This is a genomic window from Sphingomonas sp. TDK1 (assembly GCF_001650735.1).
Classification (GTDB): domain Bacteria; phylum Pseudomonadota; class Alphaproteobacteria; order Sphingomonadales; family Sphingomonadaceae; genus Sphingomonas.
Genome location: NZ_LXVY01000009.1, coordinates 106,574 through 128,592, shown reverse-complemented (window position 1 = coordinate 128,592; position 22,019 = coordinate 106,574). Strand labels below are relative to the sequence as shown.

General features: G+C 65.3%; 27 protein-coding genes. 12 read left to right on the top strand and 15 right to left on the bottom strand.

The genetic code is table 11. The annotated features are described in order from the left end of the window. Window positions 1–85: 85 nt before the first annotated feature. From lgt to A7X12_RS08820, 5 genes are all read left to right on the top strand, one after another. The gene (lgt, locus tag A7X12_RS08840; protein WP_064311272.1) at window positions 86–925 is read left to right on the top strand and encodes a prolipoprotein diacylglyceryl transferase; all 840 of its coding nucleotides are present in this window, start codon (window positions 86–88) and stop codon (window positions 923–925) included. A gap of 56 nt (window positions 926–981) precedes the next feature. After that, complete coding sequence (locus tag A7X12_RS08835) at window positions 982–2,703, top strand: chloride channel protein (protein ID WP_064311320.1); 1,722 nt, start codon at window positions 982–984, stop codon at window positions 2,701–2,703. Window positions 2,704–2,771: 68 nt separating this feature from the next. Beyond that, window positions 2,772–3,047, top strand: a complete 276-nt coding sequence (locus A7X12_RS08830; protein ID WP_064311271.1) for a metal/formaldehyde-sensitive transcriptional repressor — start codon at window positions 2,772–2,774, stop codon at window positions 3,045–3,047. Between the two features lie 9 nt (window positions 3,048–3,056). Further along, complete coding sequence (dmeF, locus tag A7X12_RS08825) at window positions 3,057–3,989, top strand: CDF family Co(II)/Ni(II) efflux transporter DmeF (RefSeq protein WP_064311270.1); 933 nt, start codon at window positions 3,057–3,059, stop codon at window positions 3,987–3,989. Between the two features lie 32 nt (window positions 3,990–4,021). Further along, window positions 4,022–4,792 (top strand): COG4705 family protein, encoded by a 771-nt coding sequence (locus A7X12_RS08820; protein WP_269747811.1) that lies wholly within the window; start codon window positions 4,022–4,024, stop codon window positions 4,790–4,792. A gap of 4 nt (window positions 4,793–4,796) precedes the next feature. Here A7X12_RS08820 and A7X12_RS08815 read toward each other — a convergent pair whose 3' ends face one another. Then, window positions 4,797–5,201: a MerR family transcriptional regulator gene (locus A7X12_RS08815; protein ID WP_064311268.1), complete on the bottom strand. Its 405-nt coding sequence runs from the start codon at window positions 5,199–5,201 to the stop codon at window positions 4,797–4,799. 63 nt (window positions 5,202–5,264) lie between these two features. Between A7X12_RS08815 and A7X12_RS08810 the strand changes: the two genes are divergently transcribed. Next, a complete protein-coding gene (locus A7X12_RS08810) occupies window positions 5,265–6,032 on the top strand; it encodes a glutaredoxin family protein (protein ID WP_064311267.1) in 768 nt (255 codons plus the stop codon). A 415-nt stretch (window positions 6,033–6,447) separates the two neighbouring features. Further along, the gene (locus tag A7X12_RS08800; RefSeq protein WP_064311265.1) at window positions 6,448–6,636 is read left to right on the top strand and encodes a hypothetical protein; all 189 of its coding nucleotides are present in this window, start codon (window positions 6,448–6,450) and stop codon (window positions 6,634–6,636) included. A 47-nt stretch (window positions 6,637–6,683) separates the two neighbouring features. Here A7X12_RS08800 and A7X12_RS08795 read toward each other — a convergent pair whose 3' ends face one another. From A7X12_RS08795 to A7X12_RS08755, 9 genes are all read right to left on the bottom strand, one after another. Then, complete coding sequence (locus A7X12_RS08795; RefSeq protein ID WP_084445268.1) at window positions 6,684–7,094, bottom strand: DUF411 domain-containing protein; 411 nt, start codon at window positions 7,092–7,094, stop codon at window positions 6,684–6,686. A 113-nt stretch (window positions 7,095–7,207) separates the two neighbouring features. After that, window positions 7,208–7,573, bottom strand: a complete 366-nt coding sequence (locus A7X12_RS08790) for a DUF305 domain-containing protein (RefSeq protein WP_232318422.1) — start codon at window positions 7,571–7,573, stop codon at window positions 7,208–7,210. 160 nt (window positions 7,574–7,733) lie between these two features. After that, a complete protein-coding gene (locus tag A7X12_RS08785; protein ID WP_017980780.1) occupies window positions 7,734–8,471 on the bottom strand; it encodes a PepSY domain-containing protein in 738 nt (245 codons plus the stop codon). A gap of 25 nt (window positions 8,472–8,496) precedes the next feature. After that, window positions 8,497–9,081 (bottom strand): c-type cytochrome, encoded by a 585-nt coding sequence (locus tag A7X12_RS08780; protein WP_232318421.1) that lies wholly within the window; start codon window positions 9,079–9,081, stop codon window positions 8,497–8,499. 15 nt (window positions 9,082–9,096) lie between these two features. Further along, the gene (locus tag A7X12_RS08775; protein WP_024310688.1) at window positions 9,097–10,389 is read right to left on the bottom strand and encodes a copper resistance protein B; all 1,293 of its coding nucleotides are present in this window, start codon (window positions 10,387–10,389) and stop codon (window positions 9,097–9,099) included. Continuing rightward, window positions 10,386–12,419, bottom strand: a complete 2,034-nt coding sequence (locus A7X12_RS08770) for a copper resistance system multicopper oxidase (protein ID WP_018251213.1) — start codon at window positions 12,417–12,419, stop codon at window positions 10,386–10,388. Before A7X12_RS08770 ends, A7X12_RS08775 begins: the two co-directional genes overlap by 4 nt. Window positions 12,420–12,486: 67 nt before the next feature. Then, window positions 12,487–13,056 carry an RNA polymerase sigma factor gene (locus A7X12_RS08765; protein WP_018251214.1) on the bottom strand — a complete coding sequence of 190 codons (570 nt, stop codon included), beginning with the start codon at window positions 13,054–13,056 and terminating at the stop codon, window positions 12,487–12,489. Window positions 13,057–13,066: 10 nt separating this feature from the next. Then, a complete protein-coding gene (locus A7X12_RS08760; RefSeq protein ID WP_017980786.1) occupies window positions 13,067–13,507 on the bottom strand; it encodes a periplasmic heavy metal sensor in 441 nt (146 codons plus the stop codon). Continuing rightward, window positions 13,504–13,773: a hypothetical protein gene (locus A7X12_RS08755; protein WP_020486670.1), complete on the bottom strand. Its 270-nt coding sequence runs from the start codon at window positions 13,771–13,773 to the stop codon at window positions 13,504–13,506. Before A7X12_RS08755 ends, A7X12_RS08760 begins: the two co-directional genes overlap by 4 nt. A gap of 127 nt (window positions 13,774–13,900) precedes the next feature. Here A7X12_RS08755 and copC point away from each other — a divergent pair, with 127 nt between their 5' ends. From copC to A7X12_RS08740, 3 genes are read left to right on the top strand one after another with little or no spacing between them, the layout of a single operon-like run. After that, window positions 13,901–14,269, top strand: a complete 369-nt coding sequence (gene copC, locus A7X12_RS08750) for a copper homeostasis periplasmic binding protein CopC (protein ID WP_020486671.1) — start codon at window positions 13,901–13,903, stop codon at window positions 14,267–14,269. A 4-nt stretch (window positions 14,270–14,273) separates the two neighbouring features. Then, a complete protein-coding gene (gene copD, locus A7X12_RS08745; protein WP_017980789.1) occupies window positions 14,274–15,200 on the top strand; it encodes a copper homeostasis membrane protein CopD in 927 nt (308 codons plus the stop codon). 52 nt (window positions 15,201–15,252) lie between these two features. Further along, window positions 15,253–15,522, top strand: coding sequence for a flagellar biosynthetic protein FliQ (locus A7X12_RS08740; protein WP_017980790.1), 270 nt, complete (start codon window positions 15,253–15,255; stop codon window positions 15,520–15,522). 45 nt (window positions 15,523–15,567) lie between these two features. Here the strand turns inward: A7X12_RS08740 and A7X12_RS08735 are convergent, their stop codons facing one another. The 4 genes from A7X12_RS08735 to A7X12_RS25915 all read right to left on the bottom strand — a co-directional run bounded on the left by A7X12_RS08735 (window position 15,568) and on the right by A7X12_RS25915 (window position 18,730). Continuing rightward, on the bottom strand, window positions 15,568–15,900 hold the full coding sequence (locus A7X12_RS08735; protein WP_017980791.1) for a four-helix bundle copper-binding protein: 333 nt from the start codon (window positions 15,898–15,900) through the stop codon (window positions 15,568–15,570). 89 nt (window positions 15,901–15,989) lie between these two features. Further along, complete coding sequence (locus A7X12_RS08730) at window positions 15,990–16,868, bottom strand: DUF4396 domain-containing protein (protein ID WP_017980792.1); 879 nt, start codon at window positions 16,866–16,868, stop codon at window positions 15,990–15,992. A 70-nt stretch (window positions 16,869–16,938) separates the two neighbouring features. Beyond that, window positions 16,939–18,252, bottom strand: a complete 1,314-nt coding sequence (locus A7X12_RS08725) for a hypothetical protein (protein WP_017980793.1) — start codon at window positions 18,250–18,252, stop codon at window positions 16,939–16,941. A gap of 292 nt (window positions 18,253–18,544) precedes the next feature. Continuing rightward, complete coding sequence (locus tag A7X12_RS25915) at window positions 18,545–18,730, bottom strand: hypothetical protein (RefSeq protein ID WP_177179223.1); 186 nt, start codon at window positions 18,728–18,730, stop codon at window positions 18,545–18,547. Between A7X12_RS25915 and A7X12_RS08720 the strand changes: the two genes are divergently transcribed. Further along, window positions 18,680–20,941, top strand: coding sequence for a heavy metal translocating P-type ATPase (locus A7X12_RS08720; protein ID WP_026151875.1), 2,262 nt, complete (start codon window positions 18,680–18,682; stop codon window positions 20,939–20,941). The genes A7X12_RS25915 and A7X12_RS08720 overlap by 51 nt on opposite strands. Further along, window positions 20,938–21,321 carry a Cu(I)-responsive transcriptional regulator gene (gene cueR / locus A7X12_RS08715; RefSeq protein WP_017980795.1) on the top strand — a complete coding sequence of 128 codons (384 nt, stop codon included), beginning with the start codon at window positions 20,938–20,940 and terminating at the stop codon, window positions 21,319–21,321. Before A7X12_RS08720 ends, cueR begins: the two co-directional genes overlap by 4 nt. A 52-nt stretch (window positions 21,322–21,373) precedes the next feature. On the opposite strand, the gene A7X12_RS08710 is transcribed toward cueR, so the two are convergent. Next, window positions 21,374–21,895, bottom strand: a complete 522-nt coding sequence (locus A7X12_RS08710; RefSeq protein ID WP_017980796.1) for a DUF6118 family protein — start codon at window positions 21,893–21,895, stop codon at window positions 21,374–21,376. Window positions 21,896–22,019: the final 124 nt, after the last annotated feature.

The window sequence follows — 22,019 nt, the reverse complement described above, 5'->3', positions numbered from 1 at the left end:
CGACGGCTACCGCTGCTTTGCGTGTCTTGGCTGGAGGCTCGGGGAGGCTTAGCGCGGTCCGCGGTCATGCTCCGGGATCGTCAAAATGCACCACATTCAGTTCACGGACCTTGGCCTACATCCGGTAGCGCTTTCGCTCGGAAGCTTGGATCTGCGATGGTATTCGCTTGCCTATATCGCGGGCATCGTTCTTGGTTGGTGGTATTTGCTGAAGCTATTGAAGCAACCTGCGGCACCAATGGTCCGAACCCAAGCGGACGATCTTGTATTCTACGCGACATTGGGTGTCATCCTTGGCGGACGAATCGGCTATGTAATCTTCTACGGTCCAGAGATGGTCCTTCATCCCCTGCAGATATTTAAGCTGTGGGATGGCGGCATGTCATTCCACGGGGGCGCCGCTGGTGTTTCTCTCGCATTGATCCTGTTTGCGCGCCGGCACGGCTTGGCTTGGCTTCGCGTCCACGATTACGTCGCTTGCACAGTGCCGATCGGCCTCTTCTTCGGCCGCCTCGCCAACTTCGTGAACGGCGAATTATGGGGAAAGCCGTCCGATCTGCCGTGGGCAATCGTGTTTCCAGGTAGCCATGACGGCCTCGCGCGTCATCCAAGCCAACTCTATGAGGCCGGGCTTGAAGGCCTCGCGCTGTTCGCGTTGCTCGCGCTCCTGTTCTGGTTCACGGACGCCCGGCGTCGACCTGGTATGCTCGTTGGCGTATTCCTCATCGGCTATGGCCTCGCCCGTTTCACGGTAGAGTTCTTCCGCGAGCCAGATGCCCAGCTTGTCGGCTTCGCGATGCGGACCGGCCTCCACATGGGGCAGTGGCTTACCATACCGATGTTCGTCGGCGGACTCTTCCTGATCGTCACTTCGGCAAGCCGCATGAATCGAACGCATTCACCGATTACCGTCTCACCGCAATGAGGCCCTCGCAGCGCATAGTGCTGGCGCAGATCATCTCGCGCAAACGCGCAACCCTGATGGCACGCGACGCCCGGGGATGGCTTCGCGCCAGCGAAGCATCTTTCATCGTTCTGTCGATTGGCATTGGCGGGGCTGCGGGCCTATTGAGCGTTGTTCTGGGTGCGCTTGCACGCACGCTGCAGCATTTTCTCTTCGCGCTTCCCCCGAACACGCGCTTGAGCGGCGTCGCGGAACTTGGGCTACCGAGCCTGCTCGTGCTGCCCCTGAGTGGCCTGATCTTTACAGCGTTCGGATACGCGGTCAGCGCCCGCAAACGCCGTCTGGTGGATGCAGTCGAGGCGAATGCCCTGCACGGCGGCCGCATGTCGCTGCCAGACAGCCTCGTCATCTCAGGACAAACAGTTCTCTCGAATGGTTTTGGTGCGTCGGTCGGCCTCGAGGCAGCTTATGCGCAGATGGGTGGGGCCGTCGCTTCGGTGCTTGGAGGTTGGCTGAAGCTGCGGCGCGCCGATCAACGAACGCTGGTGGGCGCGGGAACAGGAGCTGCGATCGCTGCTGCGTTCGGCGCTCCCTTGGCAGGGGCATTCTATGCGTTTGAAATCGTCATCGGAGCCTATACGCCCTCGGCAATCGCGCCTGTCGCTGCTGCAGCTCTGGCCGGGGCGCTCGTCGCGCAGACATTCGGGCAGCAGCCCTATCTGATCGATGCTGCGTCAAACGTATCGGTCGAGACGCATCATTACCTGATCTACGCCGGGCTGGGTGCGATCTGTGCGCTCCTGGGCATTGTCCTCATGCGTGCCGTGGCGCTGGTCGAGCGCGGAACGCGGCGAACGGGGGTGCCAGAATGGGCGCGCCCCGCGCTGGGCGGTCTGCTACTCATCCCGATCGCGATACTGTCACCGCAGGTCCTCTCGGCGGGCCACGGCGCGCTACATGCCGATCTAGCGCTCGGCGCGTCGCTTGAATTCATCTTTGTCGTGTTGGTCGCCAAGAGCGCCGCGTCTGTGGTGTCGCTCGGGTTCGGATTTCGGGGCGGCCTGTTCTTCGCGTCGTTGTTCCTCGGAACCCTGCTCGGTCACCTCTTCGCCGGAAGCCTGACCATGATCATCGGGCATCCTGTGATCGATCCGCGCAACGCGGCACTCGTGGGCATGGCGGCGTTCGCTGTGGCGGTTGTGGGTGGCCCGATGACAATGGCGATGCTGGTCCTGCAAGCGACCCATGATTTTCCACTCACGGGGGCGGTCGTCGCCGCGTCGCTGGTGTCATCGACCATCGTACGCGAGCTGTTCGGCTATTCGTTTTCGACGTGGCGCCTTCATTTGCGTGGCGAAACGATCAAGAGTGCGCGCGACGTGGGATGGGTGAAGACGCTCACTGCGGGGCGCATGATGCGAAGGGAAACAAAGCCTACGCCCGCCGCTATGTCGATCGCCGAGTTCCGCCGCATCTTTCCGCTCGGATCGACCAGCAGGGTCGTTCTGGCTGACGCGCAAGACGTTTATGCGGGTATCGTCGTTGTTCCTGCAGCCTATACGGAAGGGCTCGATCCGCATTCAGCCGTCGTGAGCCTTGCCTCAGAGCACGACGTCGTGCTGACGCCCGATATGGACATAGCAGCGGTGATGGCGAGCTTTGATGAAGCCCGTACCGACGAACTCGCCGTGTTGTCCGCCGAGCGGCATGTACTTGGCATCGTATCCGAGAGCTATGTCCGGCGCCGTTACACGGAAGAGCTCGAGAAGGCACAGCGCGAGCTTTTTGGCGAACGGTGATCGCCATGATGGAGCTAAGTCGAAAGTCAGATTGTCACGCGATTACCGATAGGGTAGGGGGGTAGGTTATGTCGCATCTGTCCCATACAAATGCTGATCTGGTCGCACGGGTTCGTCGCATTGCCGGGCAAGTCGGCGCAGTCGAGCGAGCGCTGCAATCCGATTCGTCGTGTGCCCAAGTGCTGCACCTGGTCGCAGCGGTACGTGGGGCCGTGAATGGCCTCATGGACGAGATCATCGCCGAGCATCTTGAGGCGCATGTGTCACGTGTCGGCCTCGACGACGCCGAGCGGGCGGCCGGTGCCGAAGAACTGCTGGCGGTGATCCGCCGCTACGCCAAATAGGACGGCCCCATGGCGACTTTGCCCGAAATCGACGCCTTCACGCACGATCATGTTTTCCTGGGTGCTTCGCATGACGACAATGCCCGCCGGACCCTGTGGGTCGTGGCGCTTACCGCCGGGATGATGGTGGTGGAGATCGTCGCCGGTTATCTGACCGGCTCGATGGCGCTACTCGCCGATGGTTTTCACATGGCGACACACGCGGGCGCGCTCGGGGTCGCCGCGGCCGCTTACGCCTATGCCAAGCGCCATGCCTCCAGCCGGGCCTATAGCTTCGGCATGGGTAAGGTCGGCGATCTGGCCGGGTTCGCGTCGGCGATGGTGCTGGGGCTGATCGCGCTCGGGATCGGCGTCGAGTCCATCCTTCGGCTATTCCAGCCGATCACGGTCGCCTTCGGGGAAGCGACGATCATCGCCGTGGTTGGCCTCGGCGTGAACATCGCCAGCGCCTTCCTGCTCTCGGGCGGGCACCATCACGGCCACGATCATCATCACGGGCATGACCACGGCCATGCTCACGACAAGCATGGCGGCGACAACAACATGCGCTCGGCCTATGTCCACGTCCTCGCCGACGCGCTCACCTCGGTTCTCGCCATCGCCGCGCTGCTCGCCGGCCGCTATCTTGGCTGGGTCTGGATGGACCCGGTGATGGGGATCGTCGGTGCGGTCGTGATCGCGCGCTGGTCATGGTCGCTGATGCGCGACACGGCGTCAGTGCTGCTCGACGCGACCGATCATCATGTCGAGGATGAAGTGCGCGAGCTGGTCGAAACGCCGGGAGACGCGCGCATCACCGACCTTCGCGTCTGGCGCGTTGGTCCGGAAGCGCACGCCGCGATCGTCAGCGTCGTGGGCGGGCAGGGCGTCACCGGCGACGAGATTCGCGCTCGCCTCGCGCCCGTCCACGAACTCGCGCACCTCACGGTCGAGTGTCGCTAGGGCCGCGCGGAACCCGACGAAAGGAAGACACCGTGTTGGACTCGACGAAGCGGGAGTTGGCGAGCAAGGTGCCAGCGGTCACGCTGGGCTTCTGGCTCATCAAGATCCTCGCGACCACGCTGGGCGAGACAGGCGGCGACACCGTCTCGATGACGATGAACCTCGGCTACCTGGTCGGGACCGCGATCTTCTTGACGGTGCTGGTGGCCCTGGTGTGGTGGGAGGTCGCGGCGACGCGCTTCCACCCGTTCCTTTATTGGGCGACAATCATCGCGTCGACGACGGCGGGAACGACGATGGCGGACTTCGCGACGCGCTCGCTCGGCATCGGCTACACCGGAGGGTCGGCGCTGCTGCTCGGCTGCGTGCTGGCTTCGCTGATCGCCTGGCATCGATCGCTCGGATCGATCTCGGTCGATACCGTGCGCGAGCCGAAGGCCGAGCTGTTCTACTGGATCACGATCACCTTCTCGCAGACGCTGGGCACCGCGCTCGGCGACTGGACGGCCGATACCGGCAACCTCGGCTATATCGGAGCGGCGGGCATCTTCGCGGCGCTGTTGGCCGTGCTGGCACTGCTCTACTATCTGACGAACGCGAGCCGCGTGCTGCTGTTCTGGGCGGCTTTTATCCTGACCCGCCCGCTGGGTGCAGCCGTCGGCGACTTCCTCGACAAGCCGCTCGATCATGGTGGCTTGGCATTCAGCCGGCCGCTCGCGTCCGCGGTGCTGGCGGTCGCCATCCTGCTCCTGATCCTGGTTCTGCCCCAACGGGCGGGGGAGCATCCCGGTCAGCGGACCTAAGCCGCTACCCCTCGAAAGCCGTCAGGATCGGACATGGGCCGGCCGATCCCGAGCCGCACTCCCGCGCGAGCCGGCGAAGCGAGGCCCGCACCCGCTCAAGCTCCTCGATTTTGGCGTCCAGCGCGGCGATGCGCTCATTAGCGAGCTGGCGCGCGCGAGCGCGATCGTCTGTCGCGTCCAGCGCCAGCAATTCGCCGATCTGCTCAAGCGTGAAGCCCGCTGCCTGGGCGGACCGGATGAAACGCAGCCGGCGTGCGTCGTCGGTGCCGTAGCGCCGGATGCTGCCTCCCACGCCACCTCCGCTCGGCCGGTCGGGCTCGTGTAGCAAGCCGCGGCGCTGATAGTAGCGCACCGTTTCAACGCCCACGCCCCCTTCGCGCGCGAGTCCAGCGATCGTCATGCCCGCCATGCCTTGACTCCGGACTATGGTACGGACCCTATATAGGCGGGGCGAACAAATCGGAGAAGCGACATGGCGACCGCCCCCGCCAAGCAGGCGACGATCTACCGGATGGTGATGCCGGAACATACCTGCCCCTATGGGCTGAAGGCGAAAGACCTGTTGCGCCGGGAAGGCTACGCGGTCGATGACCACTGGTTGACGACGCGGGAGGAAACCGATGCCTTCAAGGCGAAGCACAACGTCAAGACCACACCGCAGACCTTCATCGCGGGGGAGTGGGTAGGCGGCTATGACGATCTGCGCCGGTTCTTCGGCAAGACGGTGCGCGATCCCAAGGCCGTCACCTATCGGCCGGTAATTGCGGTCTTCGCGATGACGGCGCTGATGGCGCTCGCTGTCAGCTATGCCGTGCTGGGGACGCCGTTCACGGTGCGCGCGGGCGAATGGTTCATCGCGTTTTCGATGTGCGTGCTGGCGATGCTCAAGCTCCAGAACGTCGAGAGCTTTTCGAGCATGTTCCTCAACTACGATCTGCTCGCGAAACGCTGGGTGCCCTATTCCTACATCTACCCGTTCGCGGAAGGCGGCGCGGGCGTGCTGATGGCCGCGGGCGCGTTGACGTGGCTGTCGGTGCCGGTCGCGCTCGTCATCGGCACGATTGGGGCGGTGTCGGTGTTCAACGCGGTCTATGTCGACAAGCGCGAGCTGAAGTGCGCGTGCGTGGGCGGCGACAGCAACGTGCCGCTCGGCTTCATCTCGCTGACCGAGAACGTGATGATGGTGGCGATGGCGCTCTGGATGCTGCTCGCCCCGGCCTGGCTGTCGATGGCGCACTAGGCTTTCGTTGACATTCGGGCGGGGACGGTGCGGATAGCAGGCGTGAAACGCGGATCGCGACCTCTTGCCAGCCTGTTCCGCGTCGCCCTCCTGGGCGTGTTTGCGGCGCTGCTGCTCGTGCGCCTCGGGCCGTTCTGCGAGGCTGCGGCGCAAGCCGCGCCGATCGCGACGGCAATGACCGGGTGCGAGGGGAAGGGGGTGCCGGCGAAGAAGGCTCCCGCGTCCGCATGCGCCACCCCTTGCGCGGCTGTCCAAGGCGAAACGATCGCCCGTGTCGAGCCGCTGCGCTTCCCCACGATTGCCCCCATGCCGGCGACGGCTCCGGGTCTTGCGGGTCAGCCGGTTCCTCCGGCGACGCCCCCTCCGCGAAGCGTGTGACGCTCAACGATCACACAATTGAATCACGGAGACACCGATGACCAAGTTCAAGATGATTGCGGCTGCGCTGGCGCTGCTCGTTCCGGCTGCGGCGTTCGCCGCTGATGCGGGCTGCTGCTGTGGCGCCGACAAGACGTGCTGCAAGGATGGCGCGGATTGCTGCGACAAGATGAAGGCGAAGCCGGGCGATCCCAAGCCCGCGCCGATGCCCGGCATGAATCACTGATCTGGGACGGGGGCGGGCAACCGCCTCCGTTTCTCGAGAGTCGTCCGTTAACTGCCGTGGTGCGCATAGACGCGCTGGCCGCTCGGGCCGAACGCGATCACGTCGTAGGCGTGGGGCTTCATCCCGGCGACCTCCATGCCGGGGGAACCCATCGGCATCCCGGCGACCGCCAACCCGCGCACCCCTTTCGGATGCTGCGCAAGGGCACGCTTCATGTCCGCGATGGGAACGTGTCCCTCAAAGGCCATGCCGTCGATGATAGCGGTGTGGCAGGAAGCGAGCGCGGCCGGCACGCCGACGCGGCGCTGCAAGGCGGCGCGATTGGCGTCGTCGACGATCTGAACCTTGCGGCCGAACTGCTGGCGCACCTGGGCCGCCCATCTCTCGCAACAGCCGCAACCCGGATCGCGGTGCATGGTGATGTCGGCCGCGGCCGATGCGACCGCTGGGATGGTCATTAGCAAGGCGGCGACGACGCCACGAACACCAGTCTTCATCGGATCAGCTCCTAAATGGGAATCCCCGCCCTGCCGGGGGGTAGGGGGATCGACAGGGCGGGGGCAGCGCTCCCTTACTGCGGGCGCTTGCCATGCTTGCGGAGCCACGCCTGTAGCTCGGCAATATCCTTTTCCTGCTTTGTGATCGTCATCTGCGCCATGCGCTTCGTCTCGGCGTCGCGCGCGTCGCGCACCGCAACGCGCGACATGGCGATGGCGCCGCGATGATGCTCAATCATCTTGCGCGTCCACATTTCGGCCGCGTCGCCCTGCTTGGCCGCCATCATCTTCTGATGCATGTCCATCTCGGCTTGGCCGTAGGGATTGCCGGCCATCATGCCCGCCATGTCGTCGTGGTTCATGCCGGCCATCTGACCGTGGTTCATGCCCTGCATTCCGCCGCTCTGCTGCGCGAGGGCGGGCGTGGCGAGCAGCGCCAAAGCTGCGAATGTTGGTGCGAAGCGCATTATTGATCTCCCTGGGTTCTAAGACTTCTACGCGTGCGAGGCGGCTATCCCTCACCCGGGGTGCTAGAACGCGCGAGAAATTGTCAGGAAACAGGACTTTATTTCCGAGGGCTACGCTCCTGAGCCGCGTATATTATGCCTCGATCACGATGTTGCGACGCCGCGTTTTGGGCCATCGCATGTAGAGAAGCACTGCCCCCCCTAACCAAAGCGCAAGCCCACCGATCGCGAAGGCGAGCAGCCAGGGCGTGTTGAAGTTCTCGTGATTCGTCCAATCCATGATGTGAAGGCCCCAGAAGAAGTCGTAGAGCCGCCAAGTGCCGGTTCGGACAGCCGAGATCCGACCGGTGTCGGCCGCGACAAAGACGCGGGTGGAATCGAGGTCGGCGAACGCGACGCGCCAGGCGGGGAGCGTGCCGCGATATTCGGGGCTGGCGCGCTCGATCCGCTCTACCTTCGCCGCTGGTCGAGCACCGCCACGCCATGCCAAACGCGCGATCTCCTCGGCCTCACGAGCCGTTGGTGCTGGCAGCGCTTGGCCCGTCGCGGCGTCGAACAGGCGCGTTCCCTTGGCTGTCGCGACCTCGGCGACCGGGCGGCCAAGCCACATGCGATAGGTGATGGCCTCGATGGGCGCATCTGCTGCGCCTACGATCGCCGATGGTGGGGCGAACGTGCTGCCGCGGGGAAGGGGCGCCGCGGCTTTGCGGTCAACGAGGTGATCGCCATGCACCCGATCGATCGGCAGGAAGCTCATCAGGGCGCCGCTTGCGAACCATAGCAGGAGCTGCGCGCCGATGATGATCGCGAGCCATTTGTGCGTGCGGCTCGCGAGTAGATGCAGCCTCAGTTTCGCGCTTTTCAGAACCACTCCTCCCTCAACCTCGTCGCCGGGGTCACTTCATACCCGGCATGTCCTTCATCATCTCGTCGTGATCGGCCGGGGCGCTCGCGACCAGTGCCTTATACTGTTCGGGCGTCATGCCGGGGAGCTTGCGGACGAACGCGACCATGTCCCAAATCAGCGGATCGGGATGCGTCTTGCCCCACGCCGGCATGGCGCTGAGCTTCACCCCGTGCTTGATGATCCAGAATTGCTGGGCGGGGGTGAGGTCCTGGGCGCGGACAAGTTCCGGCGCTTGCGGATAGAGGCCCTGGCTCATCTCGGATTTCTCGACGCCGGGGCCGAGATGGCAACCGGAACACATTTCTCCGTAAAGGCCCGCGCCGACTGACACGCGCTGCGCCGATGCCAGATCGGCCGGGGGTGTTATGCCGCGCGCGCGTGCCTCAATCGACCGATCGCGCAGGCGTTCGAGCATTGAATAGACCGCCGGCGTGTGCGGTTCGTCGGCCGCGATGTTATACACGCCAAGGTAGATAAACGCGGCTGCGCCCAGCGCCAGGACGATCGCCAGGGCGCCTACGAACGGCAGGCTCGGGAAGTGCTGCCTTATCGAGCGCCTGCCGTCTTGAGCCATCTGTTCCTCCATCGATCAGAACCAGACACGAACGCCGGCGACGATGCTCTTGGACGTTGCGCGATCCCCATCGGCGCGCGCGTAGCGGGCGGTGTCGCCGAAGCGGCGATCCCATGACACGCCGACATAGGGGGCGAACTCGCGCCGGATCTCATAACGCAGCCGCAATCCAAGCTCGGCGTTGGATAGGCCCGATCCGATCCGGTTTTCCGGCACGTCCTGCGCAGCGAAATTGAGCTCGGCGCGCGGTTGCAGGATCAGCCGCTGGGTGATGCGCTGGTCGTAATAGCCCTCAAGCCGCCCTAGCAGGTCGCCCTTGTTGGACAGGAATACCGCGCCCTCTAGCTCGAAGAAGCCCGGTGCCAGCCCCTCCAGCCCGACGGTCGCATAGGTGCGTTTCGGGGACGGCCCCAAATCCTGGCGGACACCCGCTTGTAGATTGAAATAAGGGCCAATGGTCCGGCTATAGAGCGCCTGCACCTCGGCGCTCTCGATGCCCTCGCGGAAGGCTCCCTCGCCCTCAGACTTGATGAAGAGGCGGTTGATGTCACCCCCGAACCACGCCTCGCCATCCCAGCGATAGCCGTCACGACCGTTGCGGAATTGATACTCAGCGAGGTTCAATAGCACCTGGCTGAAGTTTTGACCGCCGTGATGCTGCTGAAGGTGATGGCGACCCATCGCCATCGCGTCCGCGCCGTAAACGCTGTCGGCCGCATGGTCGGTCGGCAGGGGCGGGGCGGGGGCGTTTCCTGCGGGAAGCGCGGTGCCAGTCTGCTGCACCCCATCGGCCGCCATGCCTGGCATTCCGGCCATTCCCGACATGCCCTGCATGTCGTGGCCGCTGTGCTGGTCGGCTGGCATGGTCATCCCCGGCATCGCCGAATGGTCCATGCCCTGCATCGGCTGCTGGGAGCCCTGAGGGACCGTTTGGCCGTTTCCGGGCATCTGCATCCCCGGCATGGCTTCCATGCCCTGCTGTGAGCCCTGCGGAGCCGCATGGTCCATGCCGGGCATAGACGAGTGATCCATGCCCGGCATGGTCCCGTGATCCATACCATTCATGCCGGCCGTTGGCGCGGCGCGGCGTTTCGTCGTCGAAGCTGATGGTCGCCTCGCAGGAGCTGACCTAGTCTTGGCCGGCTTGCCTTTGGCCGTGGGCTTCACCACCGGCTTCTTTTTCGCAGGCATCGGCATGGTCATGCCCGGCATTGCCGAATGATCCATGCCCTGCATCGACTGAGCGGCGACAGGACCGGCGATGCCGAGCATGGTGGTGGCGGCGAGCGCCGCGGTCAGCCGGTTCATGCCGCCTCTCCCGCGAACGGGCGAACGGTGACGACGCGCATCATGCCTGCGGTCATGTGGTAGAGATTGTGACAGTGGAACGCCCAATCGCCGGGTGCATCGGCGGTCAGATCAAAGGTCATCTTGCCTCCAGGCGGCACGTTGACGGTGTGCTTGCGCGGCGCATGATTGCCGTGCCCCGTCACCAGCTCGAAGAAATGGCCGTGGAGATGGATGGGGTGCGGCATCATCGTATCGTTGACCAACGTCACCCGCGCCCGCTCGCCTTTGCGGAACGGGATGGGGTCGGCGGGATCGCTCAGCTTCTGCCCGTCGAAGCCCCACATGTAGCGCTCCATGTTACCGGTCAGATGGATCTCGAACTGACGCGACGGCGCGCGCACGTCGGGGTTGGGCGCGAGCGAAACGAGGTCGCGATAGGTGAGGACGCGGTGATCCAGGCCCTCCAGACCCTGGGGCGGTTCACCGCTACGGTCCTTCGGCATCGGGGAGATGGTCTGCACGCCCGGCCCCATCTTCACGCCCGGCGCATTCTTCGGGTCGCGCATGTTCATGTTCATGCCGCCACCCGACCCGTGGTCCATCCCGGCCATGCCGCCAGCCTGGCCCGATCCGCCCGACATGGCACTATGGTCCATGCCGGCCATGCCAGCACCGCCCGCTGCCATTTGGCTATGGTCCATCCCGGGCATTACAGCGCCGCCCATCTGGCTGTGGTCCATGCCCGACATGCCGGACATGCCCGCCATCGCTGCGCCTGCCGCGACCGTCCCGTGATCGGTCGGCCCCTTCCAGCCCGTCAGCTTCCAAAGATTGCGCGAGGCGTTCTGCATCAAGGTGGGGTCCGGCCCGCGCGTGGCGACCGGGCTCTCGTCCTTCATGCCGGACATGCCCTGCATCCCGCCCATGCTCCCCATGTCCATGCCCATATCGGTCATGGTCAGCAGCGTGCGCGGACGAAGCGGCGGGACCGGGGCGACCATCCCCTCACGCGGGGCGAGCGTCGCCCGGCCCATGCCGGAGCGATCGATAGCCTCGGAGACGAAGCTGTAGGCCCGGTCCTCGGGCGTCACGATCACGTCGAACGTCTCGGCAACGCCGATCTGGAACTCGTCGATCTTCACCGGACGGACATTCTGCCCATCGGCCTGCACGACGGTCATCGGCAGGTCGGGGATGCGGACGTTGAAGTTGGTCTGCGCCGCGGCGTTGATGATCCGCAAGCGGACCCGCTCGCCCGGCTTGAACAGCCCCGTCCAGTTGTCATACGGCCCGTAGCCGTTGACCAGGAAGGTATAGGTCGAGCCGGTGACGTCGGCGATGTCGGCGGGGTCCATTCGCATCTTTCCCCACTCGATCCGGTCCTTGAGCGGCATTTCCCGACCCGCGAGCAAGCCCGCGAGGGTCGGCCGCTGATAGTTGAAATAGGCGCCGCCCATCTGCTTCAGCTTCCGGAAAATCTGCTCGCCGGTCATCTGGCTGTGGTCGGACAGCACGATCACATGCTCGCGGTCGAACGCGATCGGATCGGCACCGGCCGGGTCGATCACGATCGGCCCGTAAAGTCCGCCCTGCTCCTGCTCGCCGGAATGGCTGTGATACCAGTAGGTGCCCGACTGGATGATCGGGAACTCGTAGATGAAGGTCGAGCGCGCCTTGATGCCGGGGAAGCTGATGCCGGGCACGCCGTCCATCGCGAACGGCACGAGCAGCCCATGCCAGTGGATCGAACTGTCCTCGTCGAGATTGTTGGTGACGGAGAGGCGGACCTTTTGCCCCTCCTTCAAGCGAATGAGAGGGGCCGGCACCGTGCCGTTGACGCCGATTGCGGGCGTCGACTTGCCGTCGACGGGAAGTCTGAAACTGTCGATCGTCAGCGCGATGTCAGTGCCCGAGACGGTCGGCAGCGGTTTGACGATCCCGCCCGAGACAGGCTGCGCCCACGCGGGCATATAGGCGGTCAGCGCCATGCCACCGCCAGCAAGGGCGGCGCCGCGAAGCATCTGGCGGCGATCGATAGTGCGGCTCATACGGTCCTCAAGGCTCTCGAACGGGAGTGTCCCTCTAGCCTTGATACGCAGCTCAGGGCGCTATCCCTCAGCGCCCGCCCAATCGCTCCAGCAACTTCGATCGCGCGCGATAGAGGCGGGTTTCTACCGCCTTTTCGCTGATCGACAACACTGCCGCGGTTTCAGCCTGGCTCAACCCCTCGATCGTGCGCAGCACCAAGGATTCCTTCAATGCGGTCGGCAAGCCCGCAATGGCGCGCGTCACGCGGTCGAGTTCCTGTCGGTCGCCCGTCGCGTCGTCGATCGCCACCTGGTCGTCTGCAATGGCTTCGGCTTCCGGGCCGATCGGTGCGGCGAACGCCAGAAAGCGCCGCACGGTGCGCTTGCGCCCCCAATCGCGGCACTTGTTGATCGCGATCGTCGATAGCCACGCGCGCATCGATCGATCGCCGTCGTAGCGGGGCAGGGCCTGATGCGCCGCGACGAAGGTCTCCTGCAGAAGGTCCAGCGCCTCGTCGGCCTCGCCGACGCACGCGCGCACCATGCGGAAGATTGACTGCCGATGGCGGCGCATGATCTCGGCGAAGGCGGCTTCGCGCCCGGCGATGCTGAGGGTCGCCAGCTCGCCGTCCGTAAGCGTGGTCCAGTCGAGGCTCACGCGCCGAACCTCAACGTGCGTCGTCGGTGAGCGCCTTCACCACGGCCTGATCGAACTGGCCGGTCTGATTGGGCCGCAAGAGCTGGCGCATGGCGAAGATGTGCGCCAGCGTCGCTTTCTGGAGCTCGCCCATGACGGCGTGGCTCTGGTCGACCGCTGCGGCGACGCGCGGCCCGTTGCCATGCTCGGCCTCGATCGCTTCAGCGAGCCGGGCATTGTTCGCCCGCAATTCCAGCTCGAATGCGCGCCGCTGCACGGCGAAACGCTGCTCCAGCACTTCAAGTCGCGCTTCCTGGTTGGCGTCCAGCGCCAGCTTATGATGCAGCACGTCGTGCAGCTCCGAGCCGGGCTGGGCACGTGGCGGAAGTAGCGCCCGCCCCACGAACACACCGATGATCGCGGCGATGAAGCACGCGACAATGCCAAGCAGAAGGCGGATGCGGCCGCTCATTGCACGCCGACGAGCAGCGTGGAGGGCGCGAGCGGCGACACCGGCCCCAAGGGCGATAGCGAAGCCGCGCTGGCTTCCTTCGCGGGCACACCGGCACCGAAGATGCCCATGACGAGCGCCGCAGCGATCGTCATTGCCCCAACGCCTAAGCCGGCGCGCGCCGCTGGACGTGCGGCGACCCGCGCCAGCACGCGATCTTCCATGCCATCAAGGCTCGCGGGCACGGGTGCTTGCGCCAGCCTCATCAATACTGCGTCGAGGTCCATGTCGTTCACTCCACCCCTCTAGCATGGATTACGCAAGCGACGCGCCCATCCCTCAAATCCATCCGTGAGGGGTGGTCGATCGGGGCGCGTAATGAAGGACAGGAACCCTCCTGTCGAAAGGCCCCCTATGCGCCGCCTATCCGTTCTGACTGCTGCTGCCGCTCTCGTCATGTTCGCCGGAACGGCGAACGCCCATCCTAAGCTGGTGTCGGCATCGCCGGCCGCCAATGCGACGGTCGCGAAGCCCGCTCGTATCGAACTTCATTTCAGCGAGAAGCTGATGCCAGCCTTCTCCAAGGCCGATCTCACGATGGCAGCGATGCCCGGCATGGCAGCCATGAAGATGGCCAGCGCCTCCGCGCTCTCGTCCGATGGCCGGACCCTCGTCATCACCCCGAAATCGCCGCTCCCATCGGGTCGGTATAGCGTCGCGTGGAATGTCGTCTCGACCGACACCCACAAGGTCGCAGGAACCTACGTCTTCGCGGTGAAGTGAGGCGATGGGGGACTGGTCGCTTATCGGCGTCCGCTTCGCGCTCTACGTGACGCTGGCTGCGCTGTTCGGCCTTGCCGCATTCAGCCTTTATGGGCTGCGGGCGCGCGAGCGCGGCGACGCGCTCGCGCTGCGTCCCTGGTTCATCGCCAGCGCTGGCCTGAGCCTGTTGTTTTCAGGCGCCTGGGTCGTGCTGATGGCCTCCTCAATGGCCGGAACGCCGGCCTGGCCGATCGACCGTGAAGCAGTCGGCGCGCTGCTCACCGGCTCTGCGATCGGAGCAGCATGGAAGCTGCGAATGGTCATGGTGGCCCTCGCGGCGCTGGCAGCGCTGGTCGCGGGCGGGCGCGGCATCTGGCTGAGCATCGTCGCGCTCTGCTCGGCCGTGGCACTCGCAACGCTGGCGTGGACCGGACACGGCGCGATGGACGAAGCCGTGATGGGCTGGGTCCACCTCATCGTCGACATTCTCCATCTGATCGCCTCGGGCGCTTGGGTTGGCGCACTACTGGGGCTGCTCCTGCTCGTCTCCCGACCCGCGGCGCGCGTAGACGCGGCGCATCTGGGGCTGACGCACCGCGCGCTGCACGGGTTCGGCGCGATCGGGACGGTTGTGGTCGGCACGATCCTCGTCACCGGCCTGGTCAACGGCTGGATGCTGGTCGGGATCGGCAACCTCGCCACGCTTCCTGCGACGCTCTATGGTCAGCTCCTGATCGCAAAGCTGGCGCTGTTCGTCGCCATGCTAGGGCTCGCCTCGCTCAACCGCTTCCGGCTCACGCCGGCATTCGAGCGGTCGATCGCAGCGGACGATCACAAGGGCGCCCTCGGCGCGCTGCGGACAAGTCTGGCGATCGAAACCGCCTGTGTCATCGCGGTTCTCGGGCTGATCGCCTGGCTCGGGACGCTCGCGCCGCCTGCATCGGCGATGTGATGCGCGGCCGGGGAGCCCTCGCGGTCCCCGGCCGTTCACGGGGCCGCGCCTGATGGATCAGTCGATCCTGCTCGACGAGACGGGGAGGATGCTGGCCGTGGCCGGCCTGATCTGCGTGGTGCTGCTCGTGCCGATGATGATCGTCGGGCTGATAATCAGCATCATCCAGGCGGCGACGTCGATTAGCGAACAGACGCTGAGCTTCGTGCCTAAGCTGATCGCGCTAGGCGTATGTTTGGTGATTTTCGGGAGCGCAGCGACCGAGCTCCTGACCAAGTTCACGGCCGAGCTGTTCGCTGTGATCGCGAGCATGGGCCGTTGATATGCAGATAGCTGCGCGGGCGGGCGACCGCCCGCGCAAGCCCCGCTATGCCGCCATCCGATCGCAGGAATCGGCGCACTTCCGGCACGCTGCCACGCAATCCTCCATGCCGCCCAGGGCCTCGCAGCTCGCTGCGCAAGCCCGGCAGATCTCGGCACACTCGCGGCAGATATGCTGATGGTGGGCGGACTTGCGCGCCATGAAGTCGATCGCAACCGCGCAAATTTGCGCGCAGTCGGCCATGATCTTCATATGCTCGGGCGCGGCGTGCTGGCCGCCCATTTCGAGGCAATGGTTCATCGCCATGTGAAGACAGGTCACATGGCATTCGTGGCAGGCGTCCATGCACGCCTTCATGCCGGGGTCGATCTGGTGCATCGCATTATCTCCGTATGAGCCCCCGCCTGTTCCTAGATACGCGCGCCGCGCGATCACCCCTTGCCGCGATCTCCGTCGTTCGCGGCAAGTTACATGGCCCACCGACCGAACAGCGTCGCAACGATGATGCCCGCGCCAAGCATGATGAGCGTCAACACTGTCATCGCGGCGATCTGAGGTCCGGTCACGCGCGCGCCGGCCGCCATGCCGCTCATCCCTGCCATTGCGTCGTGTCCCATGTCCGGCATCGGCGTGGCCGATTGCCGGTCCGCGCCGACTTCGTGTCCGCCATGCCCCAGCGCGCGCACCGTGCCCATGCCGTGCTTCAAGCGCACGCCAACCAGCCAAAGGTTGATCGGATAGGCGACTGCGAACCCGACGAGTGTCGCCAGCGACATGACGCCCCAAAAGCGGAGCGAGCTGGCGTGCATCGCGGCCATGTCGCGGCTCATCAACACCACCATCGTCGGGATCATGCCGGCCATGACGGCATTCATCGACAGCCATTCGGGGATGAACGACATGCGAAGCGCGCCCCAATAGGAACCGCCCGCCATGTCGCGCATGAAAAGCGCCTGGAAAATCAGCAGTCCGAACGCGAAGCCGAACACATATTCCGCGATCACGTCCTGCCACATCGGCAGGCCGAGCGCCGTGGTGATCGCGGCTGCGGCGATGACGCCGGTTGCATCGCCCGCCATGCAATGGATGGCCGAGCCGAACGCCTGCTTCCAGAGCGGTCGAACGAAATCCTCGTGCCGCTCGTTCGCCGGCTCCTGGCAGGACAGGACATAGGCCGCGGCCATGATCGGGCCACCATAGAGCGTGACCAACAGCCACCCCCATTTCATCACGCGCAGCTCGGGGTTGCGGGTGAAGGCATCCCACGCGACGTAAGCGACCGAAAGGGCGGTCAGCACGAACCACCCGATCAGCACGGCGTCGAGCCAGGGGGCCGGGGATGGCATCGTCACGGCAGCACTCCTCTACATGCTAGAGGATACGCGGCTCTCCGGATCATCCCTTGCGCGGAGCGGGCTAGGCGAGCTTGCTGGAAACGGCCTTGATCGCTTTCAGTCCCGATCCGAACCGCGCGATGGCCTCCCGGTTCTTCTCCAGCTCGCCATAGGGCAGGTAGGATATGTCGAGGTCGGCTACGCGGCTGAACGCGGGCCGCTGCAACTGCGCGCGAACGTCCGTCTCGCGCGCGTCGGGCGCGACAAGGAACAGCCCCGCGGTCGCGTGAAGGTCGCCACCGCTCAAGGCCAGGTCGAGCATCCTGACGATGCCCGAATAGATCGAGGTCGAATGCTCCACCTCGAACGCCGCGGCGACATGATCGCCGGCCTTCTCAAGCCACAGCACGTCGATCAGCCGGATCGAGTCAGCGCCCTTCGACGTCGCGATCGTGTCGGGCAGGCGCTCAAGGCATCCTGCGCCCAAGGGTGATCCGTCGAAGGCGCGGCTGCGGTCGTTCGCGGCGATCCATACGTCATAGCCGAGCGCCAACCCTAGATCGCGAAGCCATGCCTGGATTTCGGTATGGGTGCGCTCGTTCTCGCCCTCGCGCTGAGCGGCCTTGCTGAGCGTGCGCGCTTCCTCGCGCGCCGCCTCAAGCCGCTGCCCCCAGCTCGCCAGCGTCGCGCCGCTCACGTCGAGGGGCGGAGCCGGATAGCGATCGGAGCCGATGTCGAACAACAGACCGCCGATCGCGCCTAAATCATTCGATAGCAGCTCGCGGAAGCGGTCGTTGAGATCGAGGATGCCGGTCCGCATCGCCAGAAAATGCTCCCAGCTCCCGAGCTTCACATTCGCCCCCGTCAGCGCGTTGTAGCCCTTAACGATTGCGGTGTTGAAGGGCGGCACCAGCGTCGGGTGAAGGAAGTAGAGGAGGTTGGCGACCGCCGGACCCAGCCCCTTGATCTTCAAACGGTCGATCGCGTGGATATGGCTGATGATCTCCTCGGCCGTGTCGCAACAGGAACAGGCGTCGAGCAAGCGGCCGAACGCGCGCTGATTGTCGGGGCTCTCGTAAATGTCGGGGATGCGGAGCTTCGGCTTCCAGAGGAACGCATGGTCCGCGCCCTTGAAGATTTGCCGCTGCTCGGCGACGGAATGGACGACGGTTTCGAGCGACGATCCGCGGTAGGCGACGCCGAACGTGCCGCGCTCGATCTCGCCGACAACCTGGGTGATGCCGCGCCGGATTGATCGGAAGTTCTTCAACCGCTCGTCCCAAAGAAACCAGCTCCGATAGGTCGCGCCCTGATCGTCACGCCAGCGGGCAATTAAGCGGCGCACCAGGCCGTCATGGTCGGTGCCAGTAGAAAGACTGTCGATCTGCGCTGCCATATGTCCCCGATTGCCCCCGGCCCGCGTTTGGCGAGCTAGTAATAGACCTAAGCTGCGGCCCTTATGGCGTCGAGGGTGTAGAGCTGGCCCCCGCAATATGAGGGCAACGCCGCTCCCGCGCGTAGATTCAACATACACGCCAGCGGTGCCGACAGGGCCTTGACCCTAACACGGTGTCATACCCTACATGCTCTCGGGTCGAAGGAGTCTTGCCATGAACGACCCTCATTCCCATTCCCAAGCCGGGGGTTGCGGCTGTTCGAAGCCTGCGCCTGAATCGGTCTCCACGCCCTCATCCTGTTGCGGGGGCGGCTCGGCCGCTCCCGCAAAGATCGAGCACGAACATCATCACACCGAAGCGGGCGGCTGCTGCTCGGGCAGTAAGGACAACGATGCCGCAGCAGCAGTGATCGACGCGGTGTGCGGCATGACGGTCGATCCCGCAAAAACGACACACCATGCCGAGCACGCTGGTCATGCCTATCATTTCTGTAGCGCAGGGTGCCGGAGCAAGTTTGTCGCCAATCCTGACGCCTATCTGAGCGATAAGCCGAAACCGGAGCCGATGGCGACGCCGGGGGCGATGTGGACGTGCCCGATGCACCCGCAAATTCGCCAGGAAGGGCCGGGAACTTGCCCAATCTGCGGCATGGCGCTCGAACCCGAAGAACCGTCGCTCGACGATACTCCCAACCCTGAGCTGGTCGACTTCACGCGCCGACTGTGGGTGGCGGGCGCGCTCACGATCCCGCTGCTCGTCGTCTCGATGTTCGCGGAAATGTTAGGCCTGCATGTGGTTAGCCCTGCGGCCTCGCCTTGGGTCCAGCTCGCACTCACCGCGCCGATCGTGCTGTGGGCGGGCTGGCCGTTTTTCGAGCGGGGGTGGACATCGCTTCGTACCCGCCATCTCAATATGTTCACACTGATCGCGATCGGCGTAGGTGCCGCCTTCCTCTATAGCGTGGTCGCGACGCTCGCGCCGGGCATCTTCCCAGCGACCTTCCGCACGCATGGGAGCATGGTTCCCGTCTATTACGAGGCGGCCGGCGTCGTGGTGACACTGGTGCTGCTCGGGCAAGTGCTCGAACTGCGCGCTAGGGCGGCGACAGGGCGCGCGATCCGCGCTCTCATGGATCTCGCCCCCAAGACGGCGCGACGCTTGCAGCCTGACGGTTCTGAAGAAGAAGTCGGGCTTGCCGACGTGGCAACCGGTGACCGGCTGCGGGTCCGCCCCGGTGAAGCCATCCCGGTCGATGGCGTCGTGGTCGAGGGTCGTTCGTCGGTCGACGAAGCCATGCTCACCGGCGAACCCGCGCCGGTCCTCAAGGAAGTCGAGGCGATCGTTACCGGGGGCACCGTCAACGGGACGGGCAGCCTGGTGATGGAAGCCCGCGCGGTTGGTTCGGACACGATGCTCGCGCGTATCGTCCGCATGGTCGCGGAAGCGCAGCGAAGCCGCGCCCCGATACAGGCGGTCGCCGATCGGGTTTCAGGATGGTTCGTGCCGCTCGTCGTGCTGATCTCGATTGCGACCTTCATCACTTGGTCGCTGGTCGGCCCTGAGCCGCGCATGGGCCATGCCCTGCTTAACGCCATCGCAGTGCTGGTGATCGCCTGCCCGTGCGCGCTCGGGCTCGCCACGCCCATGTCGATCATGGTCGGCACGGGACGCGGCGCTCAGGCCGGCGTGCTGGTGAAGAACGCGGAAGCCTTACAGGGGCTGGAAAAGGTCGATACCCTTGTCATCGACAAGACGGGTACGCTCACGGAAGGCAAGCCCAAGCTGATCGCGGTCGAGACGGTCAGCGCGGTCGGAGAGAACGACATGCTCGCGCTTGCCGCGGCCGTCGAAGGCCAATCCGAACATCCGCTCGCGCACGCAATCGTCGTTGCCGCCAAAGAACGAGGATTGCAGCTCGGCACAGTCGCGGACTTTGCCTCGCAAACCGGGCTGGGTGTCAGCGCCACGGTGGGCGGCCGCTCGGTCGTGATTGGCAATGCGGTGCAAATGAGCCGGATCGGCGCTGATCTCAAGCCGGTCGACGCCGCGGCCGATCGTCACCGTGGCGAAGGCGCGGGCATCATCCTCGTCGCGATCGACGGGGCGCTCGCCGGTCTGCTCGCAGTCGCCGATCCGGTGCGCGCATCGGCGCGCGACGCTATTGCCGCGCTTCGCAAGGAGGGCCTGCGGGTCGTCATGCTCACCGGCGACAATCGTGGGACGGCCGATGCTGTCGCGCGCGCCGTGGGCGGTCTTGATGACGTGCGCGCCGATCTGCTGCCGGAAGACAAGGCGCGTATCATCGGCGAGCTGAAAGCGAGCGGCGCAAGGGTCGCAATGGCGGGCGATGGGATCAACGACGCCCCGGCGCTCGCCGCCGCGGATGTCGGCTTGGCGATGGGAACGGGAACAGACGTGGCGATCGAAAGCGCCGGCATGACGCTCACGCGCGGCGATCTCTCGGCGATCGTGCGCGCCCGCAAGCTCGCTCGCGCGACGATGCGAAATATCCGCCAAAACCTGTTCTTCTCGTTCTTGTTCAACGGAATCGGCGTGCCGGTTGCGGCCGGCGTGCTTTACCCGGTTGCCGGTATCCTGCTGTCGCCGATGCTGGCCGGTGCAGCGATGGCGCTCTCGTCCTTCACCGTGGTCCTGAACGCACTGCGGCTCAACGCGGTAAAGCTGTGAACATCGGAGCGGCGTCGGACGCCAGCGGCGTCTCCCAACGCATGATCCGCCACTATGAAAAGATTGGTTTGGTGCCCGCGCCGCCACGGCGCGGGAACTACCGGGACTACGCCGACGCTGACGTTCATCGGCTGCGATTTATCGCCAACGCGCGCGACCTGGGGTTCCCGATCGAGGAAATCCGCACGCTGCTGGGGCTGTGGTCGGATCGCGATCGGTCGAGCGCGGAAGTGAAGACGCTGGCGGAAGCCCGCGCTGCCGAACTGGGCCGCAAGGTCCGCGTCTTGGACGCCATGCGCCGCTCGCTTACCGGGCTCGCCCAAGCCTGTCATGGCGATGATCGGCCTGATTGTCCGATCATCGAACGCTTGGCTGAATAACTTGCGCGGCTAACTTTTACTCCACTTGAGCGTGATCGTGCGTCGCACCGTTTCACGCGTTTCGCGCTGCGGCTTTGCCGCACCCCTCGATCGCCGCGCGGTTGGCCGTCACGATCCTGTCGGCCCCGACGATGGCGCGGAACGCGGTGGGACTGGCGCTCTGGATCATACGCTGCCCGGCTTCCCAGCGGGGCAAGTCGAGCGTCCGCGCCGCCATGCGCTCGGGCCATTGCCAGCTCGCCGGTGCGATCTCGCGCGCGACCAGGCCCGGCACGATCGCCCATGCGAGGATGCCGGCCGCCACCCCACCCAGGGCAAACCATAGCTGCCGATTCTTCTGGTCGGCGCGTGTCCATGCGGACCCGGCGATGGCGCGAAGATCGGCCATGATGCGGGCCTTGTCCTCGCCCGCCTTGGCGAGCGCCGCCTGATCCTCGCGCCGGGCGGCGCTGCCCGCCGCGGCGATGCGCTGCGCCATCTGCTCCGGCGTCATCGCCAGCGCCGGGGCCGCTTTCAGGAATTGGCCGATGCGCGCGACGTTCTCGCCTGCCGTGTTCACGTTCTGCTGGAGCACGCCAAGCGTCTCGGTATGGTCGGGTATGTCGATCGCCGCGCTCGGCCGCCAAGCCCTCCACGGCGCAGCGCCAGCTCGCCGCGCATGGCCTCGAACGCCTCGGCCGCGCCTGCTCCGCCCTGAT